Raw genomic sequence first — 21,790 nt, forward strand, 5'->3', positions numbered from 1 at the left:
ACGATCCCCTCGTAGACTGCCGCGAATGGAAGACTCGCAGCTCATCGGACCTGTTGCCCCCTTGGCCGGGGTCCTCGAGTCGATCGATCGAGAGGTCGTCGTCGTGGCGCCCGGCACGGCGGTCACCGACCAGACCGTCTGCGACTGCGTGGTCTGGGACCCTCTCGAAGAGCTTCCTTCAGCTGCGGGCGGAGTGCTGCTGCTCGTCGGTGCGTCCGTGATGCACCCCCAACTCGGCTCGCTCCTGGTGGACGCGGGCGAGGCCGGTTACGTCGCGGCCGTCATTAAACGACGTGGGCAGGACCTCACCGGGATCGTTGAGACGGCGCGACGGGCGGGTCTCATCATGCTCGTCGCGCGTGACGAGCTTCCGTGGAGCACCGTGGAGGCCCTGCTGGCAGGCGCGATCGCCTCGTGCGCCACGACGGTGCGGCGCGCCGGTTTCGAAGCGACCGACGACCTGTTCGGCATGGCGAACGCCATCGCGTCGATCGCCGGCGCGGCGATCACCATCGAGGACCTCGAACGCCGGGTTCTCGCGTATTCGAGCATCGAGGGACAGGCCATCGACGCCGTACGCCAAGAATCGATCCTGGACCGCAAGGTGCAGGCGATCCCGGAGTACGACGCCGAATACCTCGCGGTGGCCCGCGCCGAGGGCCACGTCCGGTTCCCGTCGCAGGCGGATCACGAACTGGCGCGTGTCGTGGTCCCCGTCCGGATCGGCGGCCGCCTTCTCGGCTCGATCTGGGCCATTGACGACGGCGAACCCGGTTCTGCGAGCCGTGCCGTGGCAGCGCTGGAGATGGCTGCTCCCGCCGTCGCGTTGGCGATCATGTCGGTGGGGTTCCGCGAGGACGCGGCCCGGCGGCGCCGATCCGAGCAGCTCGCGGCGCAGCTCGGCGCCACCGGATCGGATCACACGAGCACGCTGCGCGACCGGCTACCCCTGGCGATCATGGGGTTCGGCCCGCTGACCGACGCTCCGGACCTCGATGAGCAGCGCCTCACCCAGATCATCCGGCTCAATGTCGAGCGTATTTCGCCCGAGGCGGCCTGTGCTCGGGTGGAGGACGCGATCTTCGCTCTGGTGCCCAGGGCGGCCGGGTGCTCATCGGCCCGGCTCAGGCGGCTCGCCGAGGACGTCGGCAGGTCGGCGAATTCGAGCAACGGCGGGAGGCTGGGTTGTGCCTTCATCGCCGCGATCAACGACACCGATCAGGTGATCAGAGCGCGGCGGGACATCTCCACGGTCCTGAGGGCGATGCAGGGCTCACGACATGCCGTCATCGACGTCGATGAGCAGCGGCACCTGGTCATTCTCGAGGAGATCCGGCGTTCGGGTGTTGCGGACGCCGATCGTCTCGTCCAGCACGTCCGGGACCTTCTCGGGTACGACGAGCGGCACCAGACGGCGTATGCGGCGACATTGCTGGCTCACTTCGATCACTTCGGCGACGCCCGCGCCGCGGCCAGGCAACTGGGGATCCATGAGAACTCCTACCGGTACCGGCTCGCCCGTATCAAGGAGAAGTTCGGCTTTGACGCGAGTGATCCGCGATTGCGGCAGGTGATGTGGCTGCAGCTACGGTTGCTGTTGGATCGGCACCGGCCGGCCGGCCAACGGCCGATCTGACCGGTGCCGCTCTTCCGGCACTCGATCAGGTACCGCCGTTGATCTCGGCGCTTTTGTTGCTACAGCAGTCCTTGAGGCCCCATGTGCTCATGATCTGGTCATAGGTGCCGTTCTCAATGAGTTTCTTCAGCGCCGCCTGAACGGCCTTGACGAGTTCGGGGTCGGACTTCTGGACGGCGATGCCGAGCGCACCGGGCTTGGTGGGTGCGTCCGGCGGGGTGCTCGTGACGAAGAGGGAGCCGGTCTGCTTGACGATCGCTGCCGTGGAACCACCGGTCGACACCCCGACGTCGGCCCGACCGCTCTGTACGGCCAGAACCACCTCGTCCTGGGTGCGGAAGTTGTTGATCTTGATGGCCCGCTTTCCGGCGGCGGCGCACTTCTTGGTGACGGCCTGGGCGTCGTCGGCCATCGACGTGCCGGTCTGTACCGCTATCGAGAAACCGCAGGTATTCGCCCAGGTCGGGAACTTGCCCTTGTTCTCGGCCTTGGCAAAGAACATCGTGCTGTTCATCGCGTAGTCGACGAAGTCGATGTGCTCCCGGCGTGACGGACGGTCAAGGATTCCGGAGACGGCGACGTCGAACTTTCCCGCGGCTATTCCGGGGACGATGGCGTCGAAGCTGGCGTTCTGCAGCCCGGCCTTCAGACCGAGCAACGAGGCGATCCCGTTGATGAGATCGATGTCAGCCCCTTCGAGCGTCTTGTTGTCTTTGGCCACCGACTCGAAGGGCGGATACGTCGCGTCGGTGGCGACCCGGATCGTGCCGGCCGTCCTGATCTTGGCCGGCACCATCGCGCTCAGTGTCCTGTCGGCCGCCTGGGCGGAGAGGCCGGGCTTGGCCTTCTCCGCGGAGCCGGTCTGGGATGCGTTGGTGCATCCCGCGCCGAAGGCGAGCGTCACCGCCGCGAGAGCGGCGGTCATCTGCGATGTCCTTTTCATCGTTCTCCCTGGTGTACGTGCACGCGTCACTCGCATGTGGTTCAGAGGCCGAGTGACACGGTGCGCTTGTCGATGGTGAGTTCCTCGACGGTGCCGAGATCCACATCGACCCCCGTGCCCGGCCCGGTGGGCACGGCGAGGCATCCGTCCTCGAGTTCGAACGGGCGGGCGATGTCCTTGGTGTAGTAGCGGCTGGTCGCCGATATGTCGCCGGGAAGGGTGAAGCCGGGCAGACTGGCCAGGGCGAGGTTGGCCGCGCGCCCCACGGCGGTCTCGAGGGTGCCACCACAAAAGACGGGTATGCCGTTGGCCTGGCAGACGTCGTGGATCGCGCGCGAATTCAGGTATCCGCCGACCCTGCTCGGCTTGATGTTCACGACGTTCACCGCGCCCAGGCGGATCGCGACCATGGTGTCGTGTACCCCGCTGATCGACTCGTCCAGGCAGATGGGCGTCGTCGAGGCGGCGGCGAGAGCCTGGTGCGCGAGAAGATGGTCGCGGTCGAACGGCTGTTCCAGGAGGAGCAGGTTGAACTCGTCGAGGCGGCGCAGGTGAGGGATGTCGCTCGGCTCGTACGCCTGGTTGGCGTCCACCTGCAGCGGCAGGTCGTCCCCGAACGTCGCCCGGACGGCGCGGACCGGCTCGAGGTCCCATCCTGGCTGGATCTTGAGTTTGATCCGGGAGTAGCCGTCCTTGAGGTAGCCGCCGACCCAATCGATCAGTTCGTCGATGGAATCGGGGATGCCCACGGAGACACCGACGGGGATGCGGCCCGCCGCCGCGCCCAGGAAGTCCACCAGCGGCATGCCATGCCGGCGCAGTTGGGCATCGAGCAGGGCCGACTCGACGAACGCCTTGGCGATCGGGCTGCCGGGCACGTCCTTCAGGACGGATCGGAGCCAGCCGACCGTCGTCCCCGAAGGCGGCGGCGGGCTGCTCTCCATCGCCGGCACGATCACCTCCAGGAGCGCGGTACGAACGCTCGCCATGTACTCAGGGAAGTACGTCGGCTCTGGGTCGGCGGCCGATTCCGACCAGCCGTCGACGCCGTCCTCGGACCAGCGCAACACCATGACGTGCCGTGTGTCGTCCACGCCCTTCGACGTCCGGAACGGCCGTACGAGCGGCATGGCGAGCGTGCGGATCTCGAGCGTCACGCGAGGCATGTCAGTCACCTGTTCTGGTCAGTCGATAGGCGCCGTCCGAGCCGAGGCGGTTCGGGCGGTAACCCAGCGTGAATGCGTGTTCGAACACCTGGCGGGCCGCGAGTCGCCACTGGAGGGCGAGCTCGGCGTCGGCTCGGCGCATCGCCTCGATGTCCTCGGGGATCCAGACCCGGACCGCATCCGATTCGGGAAACGCCGGAATCGATGGGGCGCCGTGCGGGCCCTGCTCGAGAGCGGCTGGGACGGCGTCTTCCGTACCGGGAATCTCCTGGGCGGGCGGAGCCTCGTCGAGGCGCCACTCGGCGTAGAAGCGGTCCGGCCGATCCCCTCGGTTGATGGCGTCGTGCATCGGGGGGTAGTAGTCGCGGATGTATTCGGCGACCCGTGCGCCCAGTTTGTTCAGGTTGAAGTGTGCGTTGCGCCGGATGAGCGGGTCGAACGTCCAGAGGATCCGGTTCGCGCCCCGCTCGAGCGCCCAGTCACGCTGCCCGAACTTCAGCGCGCGCCCGACGCCTTTGCCCGCCTCCACGGAGCTGACCGCGGCGATGAGCGAGTAGATCGAATCCCTCCCGGGTCCGCCGGCGACGCCGACGGTGACCCCGGCGAGGTCGCCGCCCGCCGTGAACGCTCCGAGGACGCAACCGCCGGCATGCGCGATGGACGCCAGTAGGTCGGCCGGGATGGGGGACGATTCCGGGGCGGTCCCCCAGATGTCGGCGAGCAGTCGAGCGGCGGCGACATGTTCCTCATGGCCGGCGAGTTCGACGACCTCGGGGCGGACGGAAGCAGGCATGGTGCCAAGGGTTGTGAGCCGATCCCTCCAGGTCATTGAGGTGTAGACCAGAGTTTCCCGCCGAACTTTGGTCGAGCCGACAACGGTCGTACGTGCCAATGTCCACATCATTGGGTGATTGGCCGAGACCGACCGGTGAACAGAGGATGGCGAGAAGCATGGAGAAGGCGGCCGAAACATCGACGGCGGATGCGGCTCGGGACCCGGCCGCCCCGTCCACGGCCGGGACGTTCGCCGACGACGAGCTGACCGTCGTCCCGCGCAGGCACACCGGCCGCCTCATCGTCGCCGTGATTCTCCTCGCTCTGGCGGCGCTGGCGCTGAAGTCGGTCTTCACGAATCCGCGGTTCCAGTGGAATGTCGTCGGCGCCTACCTACGGGACGTGTCCATCGGTGGTGGCCTGTGGATCACACTCAAGCTGACCATCGTGTGCATGCTGATCGGCGTCGTCCTCGGTCTCGTCCTCGCGGTGCTACGGCTCTCGAACAACCCCGTCGTCAACGGGATCGCCTTCGGCTACATCACGCTGTTCCGCGGTACGCCCCTGCTCGTCCAGCTCTTGTTCTGGTACAACCTCGCCGCGCTCTATCCGAAGATCACCTTCGGGCTGCCCGGGGTCGCGCTCAACGCCAACCAGCTCATCACACCGACCACCGCCGCGATCCTCGGACTGGGCCTCAACGAGGCGGCGTACATGTCCGAGATCGTGCGCGCGGGCATCCTGTCCGTGGAGCAGGGCCAGTCGGAGGCGGCCGCCTCGCTGGGCCTGACGAGAATGCAGACGATGCGGCGCATCATCCTGCCGCAGGCCATGCGCGTCATCGTGCCGCCGACCGGCAACGAGACCATCGGGATGCTCAAGATGACCTCGCTCGTCAGCGTCCTGGCCGTCCCGGACCTGCTCTATTCGGCGCAGCTCATCTACTCGCGGAGCTTCCAGACGATCCCCCTGCTCATCGTCGCGAGCATCTGGTATCTCGTCGTCACGACGATCCTCACGATCATTCAGTTCTACATCGAGCGGCGCTTCGCGCGAGGCAACCGCAGCCTGCCGCCGACACCGCTGCAACGGGTACGGACCTTCTTCAGGACACATGCGTCGGGCATCGCGGGGAGGACCGCATGAGCGGCGACACGATCGTCCCGGTGATATCGCCGGGAACGCCCGCATCACCCATGGTCCGGGCCGAACGGGTCCGCAAGTCGTTCGGGCGCCTCGAGGTCCTGCGCGATATCACCCTCGATGTGGCAGAAGGCGAAGTCGTCTGTCTCATCGGGCCGTCCGGCTCCGGCAAGAGCACCTTCCTACGCTGCATCAATCACCTGGAGCGGGTCGACGGCGGACGCATCTGGGTCGACGGCAAGGTCGTCGGGTACGCCCAGCGTGGCGGCAGGCTCCATGAGCTGAGCGACAAGGAGATATGCAAGCGGCGGACCGAGATCGGCATGGTCTTTCAGCATTTCAACCTCTTCCCGCACATGACCGCCTTGCAGAACCTCATCGAGGCCCCACGCCGGGCGTTGGGGGAGAAGAAGGAGTCGGCCACCGGCCGCGCGCTGGAGCTGCTCGACCGCGTCGGCCTCGCGGACAAGGCGGGTGCCTATCCCCGTCAGCTGTCCGGCGGCCAGCAGCAGCGCGTCGCGATCGCTCGTGCGCTGTGCATGCGGCCGAAACTGCTCCTGTTCGACGAGCCCACGTCGGCTCTCGACCCGGAACTCGTCGGTGAGGTGCTCACGGTCATGCGCGATCTCGCCGCGTCGGGCATGACGATGATCGTCGTCACCCACGAGATGGGGTTCGCCCGTGAGGTCGCCGACCGCGTCCTGTTCTTCGACAACGGTCAGGTCGTCGAAGAAGGGCCGGCCGACCAGGTCATCACCAACCCGCGGCACAACCGGACGCGAGCATTCCTCTCCGCCGTTCGTTGAGGTGCCCCGAACGTGGCCGGCGACCGAGATCGCCGCCGGCCGTAGGATGCCCGCGGCTGCGGCACGTGGTGTTCGCCCACATCATCGCCGGCCCCGCGCTGTTCACCGGTAAAACCCCGGCGTCACCTGGTTCGGCCGGCACGTACCGCCCGCCCTGGAAGTCCTCATCGTCCTGGCGCTGGGGGGCGTGCTGCTGGGCGCCGCGGTCGTCCGGTTCAGGCGGACCGATTGAGCGGCATGTCCCCGTCTCGACCGGGCGGATCACAGCATCCCAGGAGATGAGGTCAAGCAGGCATGAAACCGACGATAGGAGTACGTGAGGGACTGTGCATCATGCAAGGAGAGAACCATGCCGACCCTTCTCGGGTCACTGCGCAGGGTTGCGCTGACGCCGTCGCTGGCCGAGGTCGGATTCGCCCACCGCGGCTTCCCCGTGGCGGCCTCGGAGGTCACCCGGCACCTTGAGGCCATCCCACAGTCGGTCATCTGCGGGTTCGAGTGGGGGATCGACACCAGGGACCAGCGGGAGGTCGAGCACCGGGTCGGGCTGGTCCGCGAGGACCTGCGCGGGTTCGCCTACGAGGGGGTGACCATGGCGTTCACGGTCCTGGACGCCATGGGGCCGCGACGCGGGCGGCGGACCCGGGACCTGCTGCTCGGCCCCGGCCGGTCGCACATCTTCCTCGCCTACATCGGGATCGGGTTCGCGATGGCCCGGCTGCCTCGTCCGCTCTGGAAGAAGGTACTGCCCGACCTGGGCGACATCCCCTATCACCCGACGATGAGTTGGCTGGCCGTGGACGGGTACGGCTTCGACCGGGCCTACTTCGACACCGACCGGTTCGTCGGCCGTCAGGAGCGGCCCCGGCCCTACCCGTGGCTGGGCATGCCGGAGTACTTCCACCGGGCAGCGGATCAGGGCATCGGGCGGGCGCTGTGGTTCATCCACGCGGCCGACGTGCCCGCCGTTGCCGCCGCCGTGGAACGCTTCGATGTCTCCCGGCGGCCGGACCTGTGGAGTGGGGTCGGTCTCGCCGCGACATTCGCCGGGGGTGCCGGACGGGCCGCGCTGGCCGACCTGAAGGAGCGAGCCGGGCAGTACCGGCCGGAACTCGCCCAGGGCGCGGTCTTCGCGGCCAAGGCACGGGATTACTCGGGAGCCGTGCCGGAGTACTCCCGGACCACCCTCGACGCGCTCGCCGGGATGTCCATCGAGACCGCGGCGAAGCTCGCCGACGCGACGGAGGTCGAGGCGGGTACGACCGTTCCGGCATACGAACTCTGGCGATTGCGGGTGCGCGACCACTTCGACGTGACGCCGTCCCGCTGACCTTGCGACAATACAGTCGCACTCACCGCTGCCGAAAGGCTCGTCTCCCCGGCGGGCCCGATTTTGCGTGCCCCCGCCTTTTCCGATCGGCTTGTCTTTTCAATTATCTTGCACGGTGCCGTTCCTCGCGAAGGTTGGGACCGTCAAGCCGGGCGCGCCGACGCTCACGCCGGCAGGCCCGGCCATGTAAGCGGCGATGGCGGGCGACATCGCGAGCACGGCTACCTCCGCGTCCTTCCCGAACCCGCGGCCGAGGGATGACGGGGTCGCTCCGGACGGCCCGGGAAACGGCGCGCCGTTTCCCGGGCCGTTTCGTGTGCGCCGGTCGCGGAGCACGCTCGGAGTGGACCTCCGCGAAATTGCTGCCCAAAATTGTGATCAGATTGGCGCGGGCAAACGGCTGTTCGCATGACCGAGCCATTCTGTGACTCCCGGGATGTCACCGCGTCCGGCCGGCGGACGCATGACCGTCGGTCTCCCGTCCCCCGAGGGAAAAGGAAACGATGTCATCTTCTAACGCCCGGACGAGAGGACTGGTCCCCGGCGCCGTCGCGCTGGCCGTGATCCTGGTGCTCTACTTCGTCGCCCGGCTCCCGTCGGCGTCGGGGGCGGAACGGGAGCGGATCGCCTCCCGGTACTCCTTCGCCGAGCAGCCCATCGCGATGCCGGCGGGCTACCACCCCGACCACACCGTCCGGCAGGTGAACCCGGCCTACCAGCACATCAGGTCGTGGATCTCGTCGGTGGGCGCGGCCGTCGCGATGACCGATCTGTGGGGGCGCGGACGCGCGGACGCGCTCTGCCTGGTGGACCCTCGCAGCGACCAGGTGGTCGTGACGTACGCGCCCACCGCGCCCACGACGGACCGGTTCACGCCGTTCACTCTGGCCGGAGCGCCACTGCCGATGGACTCGTCCATGGCCCCGATGGGCTGCGCGCCAGGCGACTACAACCAGGACGGCCGGATGGACCTGATGGTCTACTACTGGGGCCGGACGCCGATCCTGTTCCTGGCCAAGGCGGGCGCCACCGCGCCCGGCCCGGCCGCCTACGAGCCGGTCGAGCTCGTCCCCAACCAGTCCCCGGACGGCCGGTATCACGGGCCGCGCTGGAACACCAACGCGGTGAACGTCGCGGACTTCGACGGCACCGGCCACCCGGACATCCTGGTCAGCAACTACTTTCCGGACTCCGACGTGCTCAACCCGCACGCCGAGAACAACGTGACGATGAACTCCTCGATGTCCAACGCCAAGAACGGAGGCGGCTCGCACGTCATGCGCTGGTACGGCGGCGCAGCCGGGGACCGTCCGGCGGCCCGCTACGTTGAGGAGCCCGGCGCGATCCCGCGCAAGGCCGCGACCGGCTGGACCCTCGCCGCGTCCAGCGCCGACCTCACCGGCGACGGACGGCCCGAGCTGTACCTCGCCAACGACTTCGGCAAGGACCACCTGCTCTACAACACCTCCAAGCCCGGCCGCATCAGCTTCACCGAGGCGGTCGGCAAGCGCGGTCTCACCACGCCCAAGTCGTTCGTGATGGGCAAGAGCTCGTTCAAGGGCATGGGCGTCGACTTCGGCGACCTGGACGGCAAGGGCCGCTTCGACATGGTGGTCAGCAACATCACCACCGCGTGGGGCCTGGAGGAGAGCAACTTCGCCTGGATCAACCAGGCGAAGAGTCCGGCGGAGGCGGCCCGGAGGATGGCCGACGGCGACGCGCCGTTTGCACAGAAGGCCCAGCAGTACGGCCTGGCCTGGACAGGCTGGGGCTGGGACGTCAAGACCGGCGACTTCCGCAACGACGGCAGCCTGGAGATCCTGCAGGCCGAGGGGTTCGTCAAGGGCGACATCAGCCGGTGGCCGTGGCTGCAGGAGATGGCCATGACCAACGATCAGGTCTACACCAACCCCGCGATGTGGCCGAACCTTCGGCCCGGCGACGACCTCGCGGGGGACCAGCCGATGGCGTTCTACACCCGGCGCACCGACCGTCCGTCCGGCAAGTTCGTCAACGTCACCTCGCAGCTCGGCCTGGACGCGCGCATCCCGAGCCGGGGCATCGCCGTCGGCGACACACGCGGCGACGGGACCCTCGACTTCGCCGTCGCCCGGCAGTGGGGGCCGCCTGCCTTCTTCGTCAACAACAGCCCCGGCCGTGGCAACTACCTGGAGCTGAATCTCGTCCGTCCGGTCGCGGGCGGCAAGCCGGGGCGGAACCTGGCCGGCGTCGGCACGCCCGCGTACGGCGCGCAGGTGGAGATCCGCACGCCCGACGGCCGCACCCAGGTCTCCCGGCTCGACGGCGGCGGCGGGCACAGCGGCAAGCGCAGCTTCCAGGTGCACTTCGGGCTCGGCGCGGACGCCCGTCCGGTCAGCGTGCGCGTCGAGTGGTGCACGGACGGCCAGATGCGCGAGCAGACGCTGACCCTCGCCCCGGGCACGCACACTTTGTCCCTGGACCGCACGGCCGAGGAGGTCGCGACCCGATGACCACCACCGTCCATCCCGCCGGCAGTGCACCGGCCCCCGCGCCGGAGGCCGCGAACCCGGCGAAGGCCAAGCGGGACCCGCGCTATCTGGCGCTGCGCAACTTCGCCATCTCGCTGACCATCTTCAACACCCTCGGCTACACGGTGCTCGGCTTCGAGCAGCCCTGGCTGTGGCCGTTCCTGGCGCTCGCCACCGGATACACCACCGAACTCGTCCTGGAGACGATCGGCGCGTGGGCCGAGCGCCGCGCGCCGCGGTTCCGGGGCAACGGCCCGCGAGGCCTCTACGAGTTCCTACTCCCGGCGCACATCACCAGCCTGGCCGCCAACATGCTGCTGTACGCGAACGACCAGTGGTGGCCGATCATGTTCGCGGTGGTCGTCGCGGTCGGCCAGAAGCACGTGCTCAAGGCCCCGGTCGCGGGGCGCTGGCGGCATTTCATGAACCCCTCCAACTTCGGCATCACGATGACCCTGCTTTTGTTCGGGACGTGGGTCAGCATCGCGCCGCCGTACCAGTTCACCGAGTACGCCAACAATCTGTTCCGCATCCTGATCCCGCTGGTCATCGCGACCGCCGGGACGGTCATCAACGCCGTCCTCACCCGCCGCGTGATGCTCATCATGGGCTGGATGGGCGGCTTTGCGATCCAGGCCCTGGTTCGGCACTGGATCTGGCACGTCGCGCTCTTCTCCGCTCTCGGCGCGATGAGCGGCGTCGCGTTCGTTCTGTTCACCAACTACATGATCACCGACCCGGGCACGACGCCGTCCAAGCCCCGCTCGCAGTTCGTCTTCGGGGCGGGGATCGCGACGGTCTACGCCGTGCTCATGGTCTGCAACGTCACCTACACGCTGTTCTACGCCACCACAATCGTCTGTGGCCTGCGCGGACTCGGCTGGTGGGCGGCCCACCTGCGCAGGCGGCGCGCCGAGGCGGCGACGGGGCCCCTCCCCGGCGCCCGTCCCGGCGGCCCGGCGGCCTGAGGGAAACCGGAACGAGCGTCTCCCGCGAACGGCGGGGGACGCGTTCCGGTTTCCTCATGCGCGTTTCTTCTCCTGTGCTTTCCGGGGCTCTCCGATAGTGCGGGACGCCCCTCAAGCACACGCGAAGTAGCCGCCGGGTGCGCGGCACGGCAGATTCGAAGCAGAGGAAGGCCCAACCGGGCACCGAATCCGGGAGCACATATTGGCGAATAAATGGCGCAGTCTCCGTAGCCGAATTCTCACGCCGAAGAAGTCGGAGACGCATCTCGACGTCCGTGGTTTCCATGTGAAAAACCCCGAGGCGCGGGGCATGCTGGAGACGATCGGCGGCACCTTTCTGGACGGCTACGCGGACGCGATGGCGGCCCCCTCGGCCGCCGCCGTGAAGACGCGGCTCGACCAGGTGCCCACGCGCTTTCGCGGATTCGCCTACGAGGGCGCGACGATGGGCCTCGCGGTCCTGGACGGGCTACCGTTCGGCGGCGGGGGCCGGGTCGAGGAGTTCCTCGCCGGTCCCGCCGACCCGCACGTCTATATGGCCTACGTGGGGATCGGCTGGGCGATGGCCAGGCTGCCCCGGTTCCGGTGGCGGACGCTGCACGCGCCGGACCCGTTGCTGCGCTGGCTCGCGCTGGACGGCTACGGCTTCCACCAGGCGTACTTCCACACCGACCGGTACGTCCGGCTGCAGTTCCGCGAGGCGTCCTTCCCGTGGCCGCGCTCGGGGCCGGACGGTTACCCACCGCGGGTGATCGACCAGGGCATCGGCCGCGCGCTGTGGTTCGTGTGCGGCACCAACGCCGAACTCGTCGCGGACACCGTCGAGGGCTTCGCTGAGGATCGTCGCGGCGACCTGTACAGCGGCGTCGGGCTGGCCGCCACCTACGCGGGCGGGGCCGAGGAGAAGGAGCTCACCGTACTGTGCGACCGCGCCCGGGCGCACCGGCCGCTCCTCGCGCAGGGCAGCGCGTTCGCCGCCGAGGCCCGGCTCCGCGCCGACCTGATGGTCCCGCACGTCGGCCTGGCCACCCAGGTGTTCTGCGGGATGACCCCGGAGCGGGCCGCCATGGTGTGTGCCGAGCAACTGCCGGACGACGTCGACCGCGCCGTCCCGGGGCCGACCGGCCTTGTCCCCGCCTACGAGACGTGGCGGCAGCGCATCGCCGCCGAGCTCGCATGAGCGGCCTCCGGACGAGCGGCGTCCGGATGAGCAGCGATTCGGATGAGCAGGGAGAACAGGGAATTCGCATGAGCAGGATCGCCGTCGTCGGCCTGGCGTGCCGGTACCCCGATGCCGCCTCGCCGCGCGAGCTGTGGGAGAACGTCTTGGCCGGGCGGCGCGCCTTCCGGCGGCTGCCGGACGAGCGGATGCGGCTGGCGGACTACTGGGACCCCGACCCCGCCGCGCCGGATCGCTTCTACGCCACCAACGCGGCCGTCATCGAGGGCTACGAGTTCGACCGGGTCGGTCACCGGATCGCCGGGAGCACCTACCGCTCCACCGACCTGACCCACTGGCTGGCGCTGGACATGGCCGGGCAGGCGCTCGCCGACGCGGGCTTTCCCGAGGGCGACGGCCTGCCGCGTGAGCGGACCGGCGTCGTCGTGGGCAACACCCTCACCGGCGAGTTCGCCCGCGCGAACCTCATGCGGCTGCGCTGGCCGTACGTCCGCCGGACCCTCGCCGGCGCGCTGCGCGAGCAGGGCTGGGATGACGACCGGCTCGGCCGGTTCATGGCCGACGTGGAGGAACGGTACAAGGAGCCGTTCCCGGCCATCGACGAGGACACTCTCGCGGGTGGCCTGTCCAACACGATCGCGGGCCGCGTCTGCAACTACTACGACCTCAAGGGCGGCGGCTACACCGTGGACGGGGCCTGCTCGTCCTCGCTGCTGTCGGTGGCGACCGCGTGCCGGGCGCTGCTGGAGGGCGAGTTGGACGTCGCGGTCGCCGGAGGCGTGGACTTGTCCATCGACCCGTTCGAGATCATCGGGTTCGCCAAGACCGGTGCGCTCGCCCGCCGCGAGATGCGGGTGTACGACCGCGACTCCAACGGCTTCTGGCCGGGCGAGGGCTGCGGCATGGTCGTCCTGATGCGGGAGGACGAGGCCCGCGCGCGGAACCGCCGCGTTTACGCGACCGTCGCCGGGTGGGGCATTTCGTCCGATGGCAAGGGCGGCATCACCCGTCCCGAGGTGAGCGGGTACCGGCTGGCGCTCCGGCGCGCCTACGAGCGGGCCGGGTTCGGCGTCGAGACCGTCCCGCTGTTCGAGGGGCACGGCACGGGAACCGCTGTCGGCGACGCCACCGAGCTGACCGCGCTGTCCGAGGCGCGGACCGAGGCCGCCGCCTCCGCCGGCACGGCCCCGCGGCTCGCCGCGATCGGCTCGATCAAGGGGATGATCGGGCACACCAAGGCAGCCGCCGGGGTGGCCGGGTTCATCAAGGCGGTACTCGCCCTGGACGCCCAGATGCTGCCGCCGAGCACCGGCTGCGTGGACCCGCACCCGGTGATCACCGAGGACGGCGCGGCGCTGCGGACACTGCGAAAGGCCGAGCCGTGGCCGCAGGACGCACCGGTGCGCGCCGGGGTCACCGCCATGGGCTTCGGCGGCATCAACACCCACATCGTCCTTGAGGGCGCGGCGGCCCGCAGGACCGGGCCGGACGCCACGGTCCGCGCGCTCGCCGCGTCCGCGCAGGACGCCGAGCTGCTGCTGCTCGACGCCGCGTCCGCGGACGAACTGCGCGCCCGTGTCGCCGAGCTGGCCGACTGGGTGCCGTCCCTGTCGTACGCGCAGCTCGCCGACCTGGCCGACACGGCGCGGCGGCGGCTGGCCGGACGCCGCTACCGGGCGGCGGTGATCGCGACCTCGCCCGCCGGGGCCGAGCGCGACTTGCGGCGGCTGCTGGAGGCGCTGGACGCGGGCGAGACCGCGCTGCTCACCCCGAACGGCACCGCATTCCTCGGCCACGTCACCCGACCGGCTCGGGTCGGGTACCTGTTCCCAGGCCAAGGCGCGGGCCGCTCCACGACCGGCGGCGCGCTCCGCCGCCGGTTCGCCGAGGCGGACGAGGTGTACTCCCGGGTTCGGCTCCCGGCGACCGGGGACATGGCCGCGACCGAGGTCGCGCAACCCCGCATCGCCACCGGCTCGCTCGCCGGGCTGCGCGTGCTCGCGGGCCTCGACCTGCAAGCGGACGTCGCGGTCGGGCACAGCCTCGGCGAGATCACCGCGCTGCACTGGGCGGGCGCGGTCGGCGCGGACGCGCTGCCCGAGCTCGCCGCCGCGCGCGGCCGCGCGATGGCCGAGCACAGCACCGGAACCGGGACCATGGCGGGCCTCGCCGCCCCGGCGGACGTGGTCGCGCCGCTGGTCGTGGACGGTCCCGTCGTCATCGCCGGGTACAACGGCCCGAACCAGACCGTCGTCGCCGGGCCGGTGGCCGCCGTGGACGCGGTCATCCTCCGCGCGGAGCGCGCCGGGATCGACTGCACCCGCCTCGCCGTCTCGCACGCCTTCCACTCGCCGCTGGTCGCTCCCGCCGCCGAGGTGTTCGACGCCTGGCTGGCCGGACGCGAGCTCGGCCCGGTCGAGGGCCGCGTGGTGTCCACGGTGACCGGCGAGCCGCTGGCCCCCGGCACCGACCTGCGCGCACTGCTGCGCCGCCAGATCGCCGACCCGGTCCGGTTCAGCCAGGCGCTCGAGCTGGCCGGCAAGGAGGTGGACCTGTTCGTCGAGGTCGGCCCGGGCCGGACGCTCAGCGCGCTCGCCTCGGCCGTCCTGGACGTCCCGGCTGTCGCCCTGGACACCGACGACGAGTCGCTGACCTCGCTGCTGCGCGTGGTCGGGACCGCGTTCGTGCGCGGCGCGCCGGTGGACCACGGCGCGCTGTTCCGGGGCCGGCTCGTCCGGCCCTTGGAGATCGGAGCGGAGTTCTCCTTCTTCGCCAGCCCCTGCGAGCGCGCCCCCGAGGTGACCCTGGAACCCGTGGCCGGTCCCGCCGGGCCCGGTCCGGCGGACGCCGCGCCCGCCGAACCGGCGGAGGGCGGCGGCCTGGAGATCCTTCGCCGCCTCGCCGCCGAGCGCGCCGAACTGCCGCTGGAGACCGTCCGCGACGGCAGCCGCCTCCTGGACGACCTGCATCTCAGCTCCATCACCGTCGGCCAGATCATGAACCAGGCCGCGCTCGCCCTGGGCGTCCAGCCGGGTAGCGCCGCCACCAACTTCGCCACCGCCACCCTCACCGAGCTCGCCGACGTCCTCGACACCCTCGCCGAGTCGGGCGGCGGCGCCCCGGAGATGCCCGTCGTCGAGGGAGCGGCCTCCTGGGTCCGCGCCTTCTCGATCGACCTGGACGAAATCGCCCTCCCCGCCCGGGACGAGGAGCCGGCCGGAGCGGCGGGGGAGTGGCGGGTGTTCGCGCCGGACGGGCACCCGTTCGCCGCGCTGCTGGCGCGGGCGTTGCGGGAGGCTCGGATCGGCGACGGCGTGCTGGTCTGCCTGCCGCGGGACTGCACCGAGACCGATCTCGGGACGGTGCTCGCCGGGGCCAGGGCCGCGCTGGACGGGTCGCGACTGGTGCTCGTCCAGCACGGCCGGGGCGCGGCGGCGATCGCCAAGACGCTGCGGCTGGAGGATCCGCGCGTCCGCGTCACCGTCGTGACCGTTCCGTGGGATGCCGAGGCGGTGCCATGGATCGTCGCCGAGGCAGCGGCGACCGCGGGGTTCAGCGAGGCCCGGTACGACCCGGCAGGGGTGCGGCGCGTGCCGACCCTGCGTCCACTGCCCGTGCGGCCCGCCCGGACCGTCGCGCCGCTCGGCGCGGACGACGTCGTGCTGGTCACGGGCGGCGGCAAGGGCATCACGGCCGAGTGCGCGCTCGCGGTCGCCGAGGACACCGGGGCGGCGCTGGCCGTGCTCGGCCGCTCCGACCCGGACGCGGACGCCGAACTGTCCGCCAACCTCGCCCGGATGGCCGATCGCGGCGTGCGGGTCCGCTACGTCCGCGCGGACGTCACCGACAGCGGCCAGGTGCGCGCGGCCGTCGCGGAGGCGGAGCGCGACCTCGGCCCGGTGACGGGCGTTCTGCACGGGGCTGGGCGCAACGAGCCCGCTGCGCTGGCCGGCCTGGACGAGGCGGACCTGCGGGGCGCGCTCGCCCCCAAGGTCGGCGGGCTCCAGGCCGTCCTGTCGGCCGTGGACACCGACCGGCTGCGGCTGCTCCTCAGCTTCGGCAGCATCATCGGACGCGCTGGGCTCGCGGGTGAGGCGCACTACGCGCTGGCCAACGAGTGGCTCGCCGAGCTGACCGAGTCGGTCGCCGGATGGCACCCGGACTGCCGCTGCATCTGCCTGGAATGGTCGGTCTGGTCGGGTGTCGGGATGGGTGAGCGGCTGTCGGTCGTCGAGTCCCTCGCCCGGGACGGGATCACCGCGATCCCGCCGGACCAGGGCGTCGCGCTCATGCGGCGGCTGCTGGCCGACCCGGACGCCCCACGCGTGGTCGTCGTCAGCGGACGCACCGGGCGCGTCGACACCGTCCGGCGCGCGGCGGAGGAACTGCCGCTGCTGCGGTTCCTGGGCCGTCCGCTCGTCCACTACCCGGGAGTTGAGCTGGTCACCGAGGTCGAGCTGAACGCGGGCACCGACCGCTACCTGGCCGACCACCTGCTGGACGGCAACCTGCTGCTGCCGGCCGTGTTCGGGATGGAGGCGATGGTCCAGGCGGGCACCGCCGCCGCCGGACGCACCGACCTGCCGGTGATCGAGGCCGTCGAGTTCGACCGTCCGGTGGTCGTCCCGCCGGAGGGCACCGCGACCGTCCGGGTCGCGGCGGCGGTCACGGGCGACGGGACCGTCGAGGTCGCGCTGCGCAGCGCGGAGACCGGCTTCGCGACCGACCACTTCCGCGCTCGCCTCCGCTTCGACGCCGACCCCGTTGCGGACGGGCCGCCGGAGCAGGTCGCCGAGGGCCTGCCCGGCGTCGCCCTGGACCCGGCCGCCGACCTGTACGGGCGGGTGCTGTTCCAGGGCGGGCGCTTCCATCGGCTGCGCGGCTATCACCGCGCGGGGGCCCGGTACGTGGACGCCGACGTCGCGATCGAGCCCACCGACTGGTTCGCCGGATTCCTCCCGGACCGCCTGTTGCTCGGCGACCCCGGCATGCGGGACGCCCTCATGCACGGCAACCAGGTCTGCGTCCCCGACGCCACACTGCTGCCCACCGGCATCGAGCGGCTGTACCCGGCGGGCGACCGCGCGTCCGGCGAAGGCGCTCTGCGGTACTGCGCGACCGAGCGGCTGCGCGAGGGAGACACCTACGTCTACGACATTGCCGTCCGGGACGCCGACGGCCGTACCGTCGAACGCTGGGAGGGCCTGCGTCTCCAGGCCGTCCGTCGCACGGACGGCCGGGGCCCCTGGGCACCCGCGCTGCTCGGCCCCTTCCTGGAACGAGCCGTCGAGGACCTGCTCGACCTGGACGCCGCCGTCGCTGTGGAACCGGACGAGCCCGGCGGTCCGGGCGCGGGCGTGGACGCGCGGCGGGCGCGGACGGCGCTGGCGGCCGGGCGGGCGCTGGGGCGTCCGGTCACGGTCCGGTACCGCGCGGACGGGCGGCCCGAGACGGACGCGGCGGGCGCGCTCTCGGCCGCGCACGGCGCGGGGCTCACCCTGTGCGTCGCGTCCGACGCCACGGTGAGCTGCGACGTCGAGGCCGTGGCGGCCCGGCCGGAGCGCGACTGGGCCGGACTGCTCGGCGCGCGTTACGGGCTCGCCGGGGTGCTCGCCCGCGACCTCGACGAGGATCCCGACACCGCGGCGACCCGCGTCTGGGCCGCCGCCGAGTGCCTGCGCAAGGCGGGCCTGCCCGAGGACGCGCCGCTGACCGCCGCCGGGCGGCCCCGGCCGGGCTGGGTGCTGCTCGCCTCCGGAAGCTCGCGCGTCGCCACGTTCGCCACGACCCTGCGGGACCGTCCCGGACCCGTTGTGTTCGCAGTCCTGACCGGAGAAGGACGGTCGTAATCCATGAGCGACTACTTCGAGTACCGGCACACGGTCGGCTTCGAGGAGACCAACCTCGTCGGCAACGTCTACTACGTGAACTACCTGCGCTGGCAGGGCCGCTGCCGGGAGATGTTCCTCAAGGAGCTCGCCCCGGACGTGCTCGCCGAGCTGTACGCGGACCTCAAGCTGTTCACCCTCAAGGTGGACTGTGAGTTCTTCGTCGAGATCACCGCGTTCGACGAGCTGTCGGTCCGGATGCGGCTGGTCGAGCTCGCGCAGACCCAGCTGGAGTTCGGCTTCGACTACGTCCGCCTGGACCCGGGCGGCGGGGAGACCCTCGTCGCCCGGGGCCGGCAGCGCGTGGCGTGCATGCGCGGCCCCAATACCCGCACCATCCCGTCCCGCGTGCCCGAGTCCCTGGTCCGTGCCCTGCGCCCCTACCAACCCGCCGCCCTCGCCGACGTGGGAGAGACGCCGTGACGGAGCTGGACGCGCGGACGCTGCGCAGGATGTTCAGCGCGTTCGCGACGGGTGTCACCGTCGTCACCTGCGGCGGCCCGACACCGCACGGGATGACGGCGAACGCGTTCAGCTCGGTGTCGCTCGACCCGCCGCTCGTCCTGGTGTGCGTGGATCGCGCCGCCGTGATGCACAGGTCGCTGTTCGACGCGGAGTTCTTCGGGGTCTCGGTGCTCGCCGCCGACCAGGAGGCGGTGGCGCGGCACTTCGCCGACCGCCGCCGTCCGCTCGGCATGACCCAGTTCGAGTCGGTCGACTGGGTGCCGGGCGAGCGCACCGGCGTGCCGCTCATCGCGGACGCGCTCGCGGCCTTCGAGTGCCGCAGATGGCGCGGCTACGACGGCGGCGACCACACCATCTTCGTCGGGCGGCTGCTGTCGGCGAGCCGGCGCGATCCCGACGCCCTGGTGTTCCACGACGGGCGGTTCCGCAGGCTCAGCCCCGAGCCGACGCAGGTGCCGCTGTGACCGAGAGAGGAAGGAGATCGCGATGACCGTGCCGCGTGTGCGGCCCGCCGCCGTGGCGGACCGGGTGCCGCCCGGCCCGCCCCGGCGCGCGATGCCGGGAGTGCTCCTCCGGCTCGTCCGGGACCGGCTCGGGCTGATGACCTCGGCGGTGACCGAGTACGGGGACGCGGTGCGGGTCGCCGCGGGCCCCCGGACGATGTACATCTTCAATCACCCCGACCACGCCAAGCACGTCCTCGCCGACAACGCCGCGAACTACCACAAGGGCCTCGGGCTCCAGCAGGCCCGCCGCGCCCTTGGGGACGGGCTGCTGACGAGCGAGGGCGAGCTGTGGCGCAAGCAGCGCCGGACGATACAGCCCGCCTTCCAGAGCGCCCGGATCGCCGCACAGGCGGGAGCCGTGGCCGAGGAGGCGACTGCGCTGGTCGCCCGGCTGCGGGAGCGCTGCGGCACGGGTCCGGTGGACGTGACGGGCGCGTTGACCGGGCTGACCCTCGGCGTGCTCGGCCGCACCCTGCTGGACGCCGACCTCGGTGCGTTCGCGACGGTCGGGCACGCCTTCGAGGCCGTCCAGGACCAGGCCATGTTCGAAATGGTCTCGCTGAGCATGGTGCCGACCTGGGTGCCGCTGCCGAAGCAGCTGCGGTTCCGCCGGGCCAAAGGCGAGCTGCGCCGCGTCGTGGACCAGCTGGTGGCCGACCGCGGCCCGGGCTGGTCCCCGGAGGCCGACGACGTGGTGTCCCGACTGGTGGCCTCCACCCGGGCGGAGGCCGACCCGGCGGTCGGCGCGCGGCGGCTGCACGACGAGCTGGTCACGCTGCTGCTCGCCGGGCACGAGACCACCGCGAGCACGCTCGGCTGGTCGCTGTATCTGGTGGACCGGCATCCCGAGGTGGCGCGGCGGCTGCGCGACGAGGCCCGCACGGTGCTGGGCGACCGTCCGCCCGTCCACGACGACCTGCGCCGGCTGACGTACACGGCCATGGTCGTCCAGGAGGCGATGCGGCTGTACCCGCCGGTCTGGATCCTGACCCGGCAGGCGCTGCGCGACGACGAGGTCGGCGGCTACCGCGTCCCGGCGGGCTCGGACGTCCTGGTCAGCCCCTACACGTTGCACCGCAACGCGGCCTACTGGGACGAGCCTGACCGGTTCGACCCCGAGCGGTTCGACCCGGCGCGTCCCAACGAGCGGCCGCGGTACGCCTACATCCCGTTCGGCGCGGGGCCGCGGTTCTGCGTCGGCAACAACCTGGGGATGATGGAGGCCGTGTTCGTCCTCGCCCTGATCGCGCGCGACCTGCGCCTCAGGGCGGTGCCGGGACGGGCGGTGGTGCCGGAACCGATGCTGTCGCTGCGTATCCGCGGTGGGCTCCACATGACCGTCCACGAGGCCTGACCGTCCCCGACGACTGACGGTTCATGTGCCCTGATCTCGCCCGCTTCCGTCCTGAGGCCCCGGACCGCACCGTCGTTCCGGGGCCGCGGGCGGTTCAGGTGCCGGTGGCGTCCACGCGGTCCAGGCCGGTGTCGAGGAGGGCGAGCAGGAGCGGGGGGTCGATGATGCGCATCGGGCGCAGCCGGACGTTAACGGTGTCGAGCTCGGTTCGGGAGCCGATGGCGATGGGGCCGGACGAGCCGACCCACGGCACGGCGTCGGCGGCGGTCGGGTCGGGGACCACCGGGCCTCTGCCGGGGGCCACCGAGTGGGCCAGGACGTACCAGGTGCCCTGGGGGACGTTCGGCAGCTCGTAGTGGCCGGGGCCGTCCAGGACGGTGCAGCGGACGGGCGAGCCCTGCGGGATCGGCTCTGGGAACAGGCCGACGAACACCAGGCCGTCCGCCTGGTCCGGGGACGGGAGGACCTCGCCGCGGACCGGCACCGACCGGCTGCCCCAGCCGTTGCGCCGGTTGTCGTTCGGGATGAGCGGCCGGAACCCCCCGTTCTGCCGGTAGAGCGTCGGCGCGACGCCCACGCTGCTCTTGAACCGGGAGCTGAATGTCCCCACGCTGGTGTAGCCGACCTGGTTGCTGATATCCGCGACGGTCAGCGAGGTCGAGATCAGCAACCGCTTGGCCGCCTGCAGCCGGACCGCGGACAGGAAGCGGCCCGGCGAGATGCCGGTGATCTGCCGGAAAATTCGCGAGAAATGGAATTTGCTGAACAGCGCAGTGCGCGCCATGTCGTCGATGGTGAGCTGCTCGCCGAAGTTCTCGTACATGGCCCGGACGACCCGCTCGACCGCCTCTTCCGAAACGTCTGCCATCTTTGAAAACCTTTTGTGTTGTGGCCGTCCCCCTGGGGCGGACTCGCGCATTTACACCGTTCTCGGTGAGATTGATAACACAATCTTAAATGCCGCGTGTGGTGGGTCAATAAGTCGTGGTCGAACAATAACGACGTGATGACGGAAGGTCGATGCGCCCTTAGCTGAGACTAAAGGAAAGGTGCGCTCCGTGATTTTCGAGTCACGTTCGGGAGCGTCGGCCGGGCATGCGCGCGGCCGAAAGGCATGGAAG

Annotated in this window: 15 protein-coding genes; 11 read left to right on the forward strand and 4 right to left on the reverse strand. The window is 70.8% G+C overall.

Going from position 1 to position 21,790, the window contains the following annotated elements; all coding sequences use genetic code 11:
• The first annotated feature begins 25 nt into the window (after nt 1-25).
• The gene (locus AB0I04_RS15715) at nt 26-1,636 is read left to right on the forward strand and encodes a helix-turn-helix domain-containing protein (protein ID WP_360884473.1); all 1,611 of its coding nucleotides are present in this window, start codon (nt 26-28) and stop codon (nt 1,634-1,636) included.
• A 25-nt stretch (nt 1,637-1,661) separates the two neighbouring features.
• Here AB0I04_RS15715 and AB0I04_RS15720 read toward each other — a convergent pair whose 3' ends face one another.
• From AB0I04_RS15720 to AB0I04_RS15730, 3 genes are read right to left on the reverse strand one after another with little or no spacing between them, the layout of a single operon-like run.
• Nucleotides 1,662-2,561: an ABC transporter substrate-binding protein gene (locus AB0I04_RS15720; RefSeq protein ID WP_360884476.1), complete on the reverse strand. Its 900-nt coding sequence runs from the start codon at nt 2,559-2,561 to the stop codon at nt 1,662-1,664.
• Nucleotides 2,562-2,620: 59 nt separating this feature from the next.
• Complete coding sequence (gene menC, locus AB0I04_RS15725; protein ID WP_360884479.1) at nt 2,621-3,745, reverse strand: o-succinylbenzoate synthase; 1,125 nt, start codon at nt 3,743-3,745, stop codon at nt 2,621-2,623.
• 1 nt (nt 3,746) lies between these two features.
• Nucleotides 3,747-4,538 carry a GNAT family N-acetyltransferase gene (locus AB0I04_RS15730; protein ID WP_360884482.1) on the reverse strand — a complete coding sequence of 264 codons (792 nt, stop codon included), beginning with the start codon at nt 4,536-4,538 and terminating at the stop codon, nt 3,747-3,749.
• Nucleotides 4,539-4,696: 158 nt separating this feature from the next.
• On the opposite strand from AB0I04_RS15730, the gene AB0I04_RS15735 reads away from it, so the two are divergent.
• From AB0I04_RS15735 to AB0I04_RS15780, 10 genes are all read left to right on the forward strand, one after another.
• Nucleotides 4,697-5,665 (forward strand): amino acid ABC transporter permease, encoded by a 969-nt coding sequence (locus AB0I04_RS15735; protein ID WP_360884485.1) that lies wholly within the window; start codon nt 4,697-4,699, stop codon nt 5,663-5,665.
• Nucleotides 5,662-6,468 carry an amino acid ABC transporter ATP-binding protein gene (locus AB0I04_RS15740; RefSeq protein WP_360884488.1) on the forward strand — a complete coding sequence of 269 codons (807 nt, stop codon included), beginning with the start codon at nt 5,662-5,664 and terminating at the stop codon, nt 6,466-6,468. The genes AB0I04_RS15735 and AB0I04_RS15740 overlap by 4 nt, the downstream gene beginning before the upstream one ends.
• A gap of 349 nt (nt 6,469-6,817) precedes the next feature.
• A complete protein-coding gene (locus AB0I04_RS15745) occupies nt 6,818-7,798 on the forward strand; it encodes a DUF1702 family protein (protein ID WP_360884490.1) in 981 nt (326 codons plus the stop codon).
• Nucleotides 7,799-8,301: 503 nt separating this feature from the next.
• A complete protein-coding gene (locus tag AB0I04_RS15750) occupies nt 8,302-10,290 on the forward strand; it encodes a CRTAC1 family protein (RefSeq protein WP_360884493.1) in 1,989 nt (662 codons plus the stop codon).
• A complete protein-coding gene (locus tag AB0I04_RS15755) occupies nt 10,287-11,276 on the forward strand; it encodes an enediyne biosynthesis protein (RefSeq protein ID WP_360884496.1) in 990 nt (329 codons plus the stop codon). Before AB0I04_RS15750 ends, AB0I04_RS15755 begins: the two co-directional genes overlap by 4 nt.
• Before the next feature lie 202 nt (nt 11,277-11,478).
• Nucleotides 11,479-12,456 (forward strand): DUF1702 family protein, encoded by a 978-nt coding sequence (locus AB0I04_RS15760; RefSeq protein WP_360884500.1) that lies wholly within the window; start codon nt 11,479-11,481, stop codon nt 12,454-12,456.
• Nucleotides 12,457-12,524: 68 nt separating this feature from the next.
• A complete protein-coding gene (locus tag AB0I04_RS15765; RefSeq protein ID WP_360884503.1) occupies nt 12,525-18,305 on the forward strand; it encodes a type I polyketide synthase in 5,781 nt (1,926 codons plus the stop codon).
• A 3-nt stretch (nt 18,306-18,308) separates the two neighbouring features.
• The gene (locus AB0I04_RS15770) at nt 18,309-18,767 is read left to right on the forward strand and encodes an acyl-CoA thioesterase (protein WP_360884506.1); all 459 of its coding nucleotides are present in this window, start codon (nt 18,309-18,311) and stop codon (nt 18,765-18,767) included.
• A complete protein-coding gene (locus AB0I04_RS15775) occupies nt 18,764-19,273 on the forward strand; it encodes a flavin reductase family protein (RefSeq protein ID WP_360884509.1) in 510 nt (169 codons plus the stop codon). Before AB0I04_RS15770 ends, AB0I04_RS15775 begins: the two co-directional genes overlap by 4 nt.
• A gap of 22 nt (nt 19,274-19,295) precedes the next feature.
• Nucleotides 19,296-20,669 (forward strand): cytochrome P450, encoded by a 1,374-nt coding sequence (locus tag AB0I04_RS15780; protein ID WP_360884511.1) that lies wholly within the window; start codon nt 19,296-19,298, stop codon nt 20,667-20,669.
• A 94-nt stretch (nt 20,670-20,763) separates the two neighbouring features.
• Here AB0I04_RS15780 and AB0I04_RS15785 read toward each other — a convergent pair whose 3' ends face one another.
• A complete protein-coding gene (locus tag AB0I04_RS15785) occupies nt 20,764-21,537 on the reverse strand; it encodes an AraC family transcriptional regulator (RefSeq protein WP_360884514.1) in 774 nt (257 codons plus the stop codon).
• Between the last annotated feature and the right edge of the window lie 253 nt (nt 21,538-21,790).

The organism is Actinoallomurus sp. NPDC050550 (genome assembly GCF_040655075.1).
GTDB lineage: Bacteria > Actinomycetota > Actinomycetes > Streptosporangiales > Streptosporangiaceae > Actinoallomurus.

What these genes read in the sequence shown, in the direction of transcription:
- AB0I04_RS15735 (WP_360884485.1), top strand. Translation starts at nt 4,697, where the DNA reads ATGGAGAAGGCGGCCGAAACATCGACGGCGGATGCGGCTCGGGACCCG.
- AB0I04_RS15720 (WP_360884476.1), bottom strand. Translation starts at nt 2,561, where the DNA reads ATGACCGCCGCTCTCGCGGCGGTGACGCTCGCCTTCGGCGCGGGATGC.
- AB0I04_RS15780 (WP_360884511.1), top strand. Translation starts at nt 19,296, where the DNA reads ATGACCGTGCCGCGTGTGCGGCCCGCCGCCGTGGCGGACCGGGTGCCG.
- menC (WP_360884479.1), bottom strand. Translation starts at nt 3,745, where the DNA reads ATGCCTCGCGTGACGCTCGAGATCCGCACGCTCGCCATGCCGCTCGTA.
- AB0I04_RS15765 (WP_360884503.1), top strand. Translation starts at nt 12,525, where the DNA reads ATGAGCAGGATCGCCGTCGTCGGCCTGGCGTGCCGGTACCCCGATGCC.
- AB0I04_RS15745 (WP_360884490.1), top strand. Translation starts at nt 6,818, where the DNA reads ATGCCGACCCTTCTCGGGTCACTGCGCAGGGTTGCGCTGACGCCGTCG.
- AB0I04_RS15755 (WP_360884496.1), top strand. Translation starts at nt 10,287, where the DNA reads ATGACCACCACCGTCCATCCCGCCGGCAGTGCACCGGCCCCCGCGCCG.
- AB0I04_RS15770 (WP_360884506.1), top strand. Translation starts at nt 18,309, where the DNA reads ATGAGCGACTACTTCGAGTACCGGCACACGGTCGGCTTCGAGGAGACC.
- AB0I04_RS15740 (WP_360884488.1), top strand. Translation starts at nt 5,662, where the DNA reads ATGAGCGGCGACACGATCGTCCCGGTGATATCGCCGGGAACGCCCGCA.
- AB0I04_RS15715 (WP_360884473.1), top strand. Translation starts at nt 26, where the DNA reads ATGGAAGACTCGCAGCTCATCGGACCTGTTGCCCCCTTGGCCGGGGTC.
- AB0I04_RS15730 (WP_360884482.1), bottom strand. Translation starts at nt 4,538, where the DNA reads ATGCCTGCTTCCGTCCGCCCCGAGGTCGTCGAACTCGCCGGCCATGAG.
- AB0I04_RS15785 (WP_360884514.1), bottom strand. Translation starts at nt 21,537, where the DNA reads ATGGCAGACGTTTCGGAAGAGGCGGTCGAGCGGGTCGTCCGGGCCATG.
- AB0I04_RS15750 (WP_360884493.1), top strand. Translation starts at nt 8,302, where the DNA reads ATGTCATCTTCTAACGCCCGGACGAGAGGACTGGTCCCCGGCGCCGTC.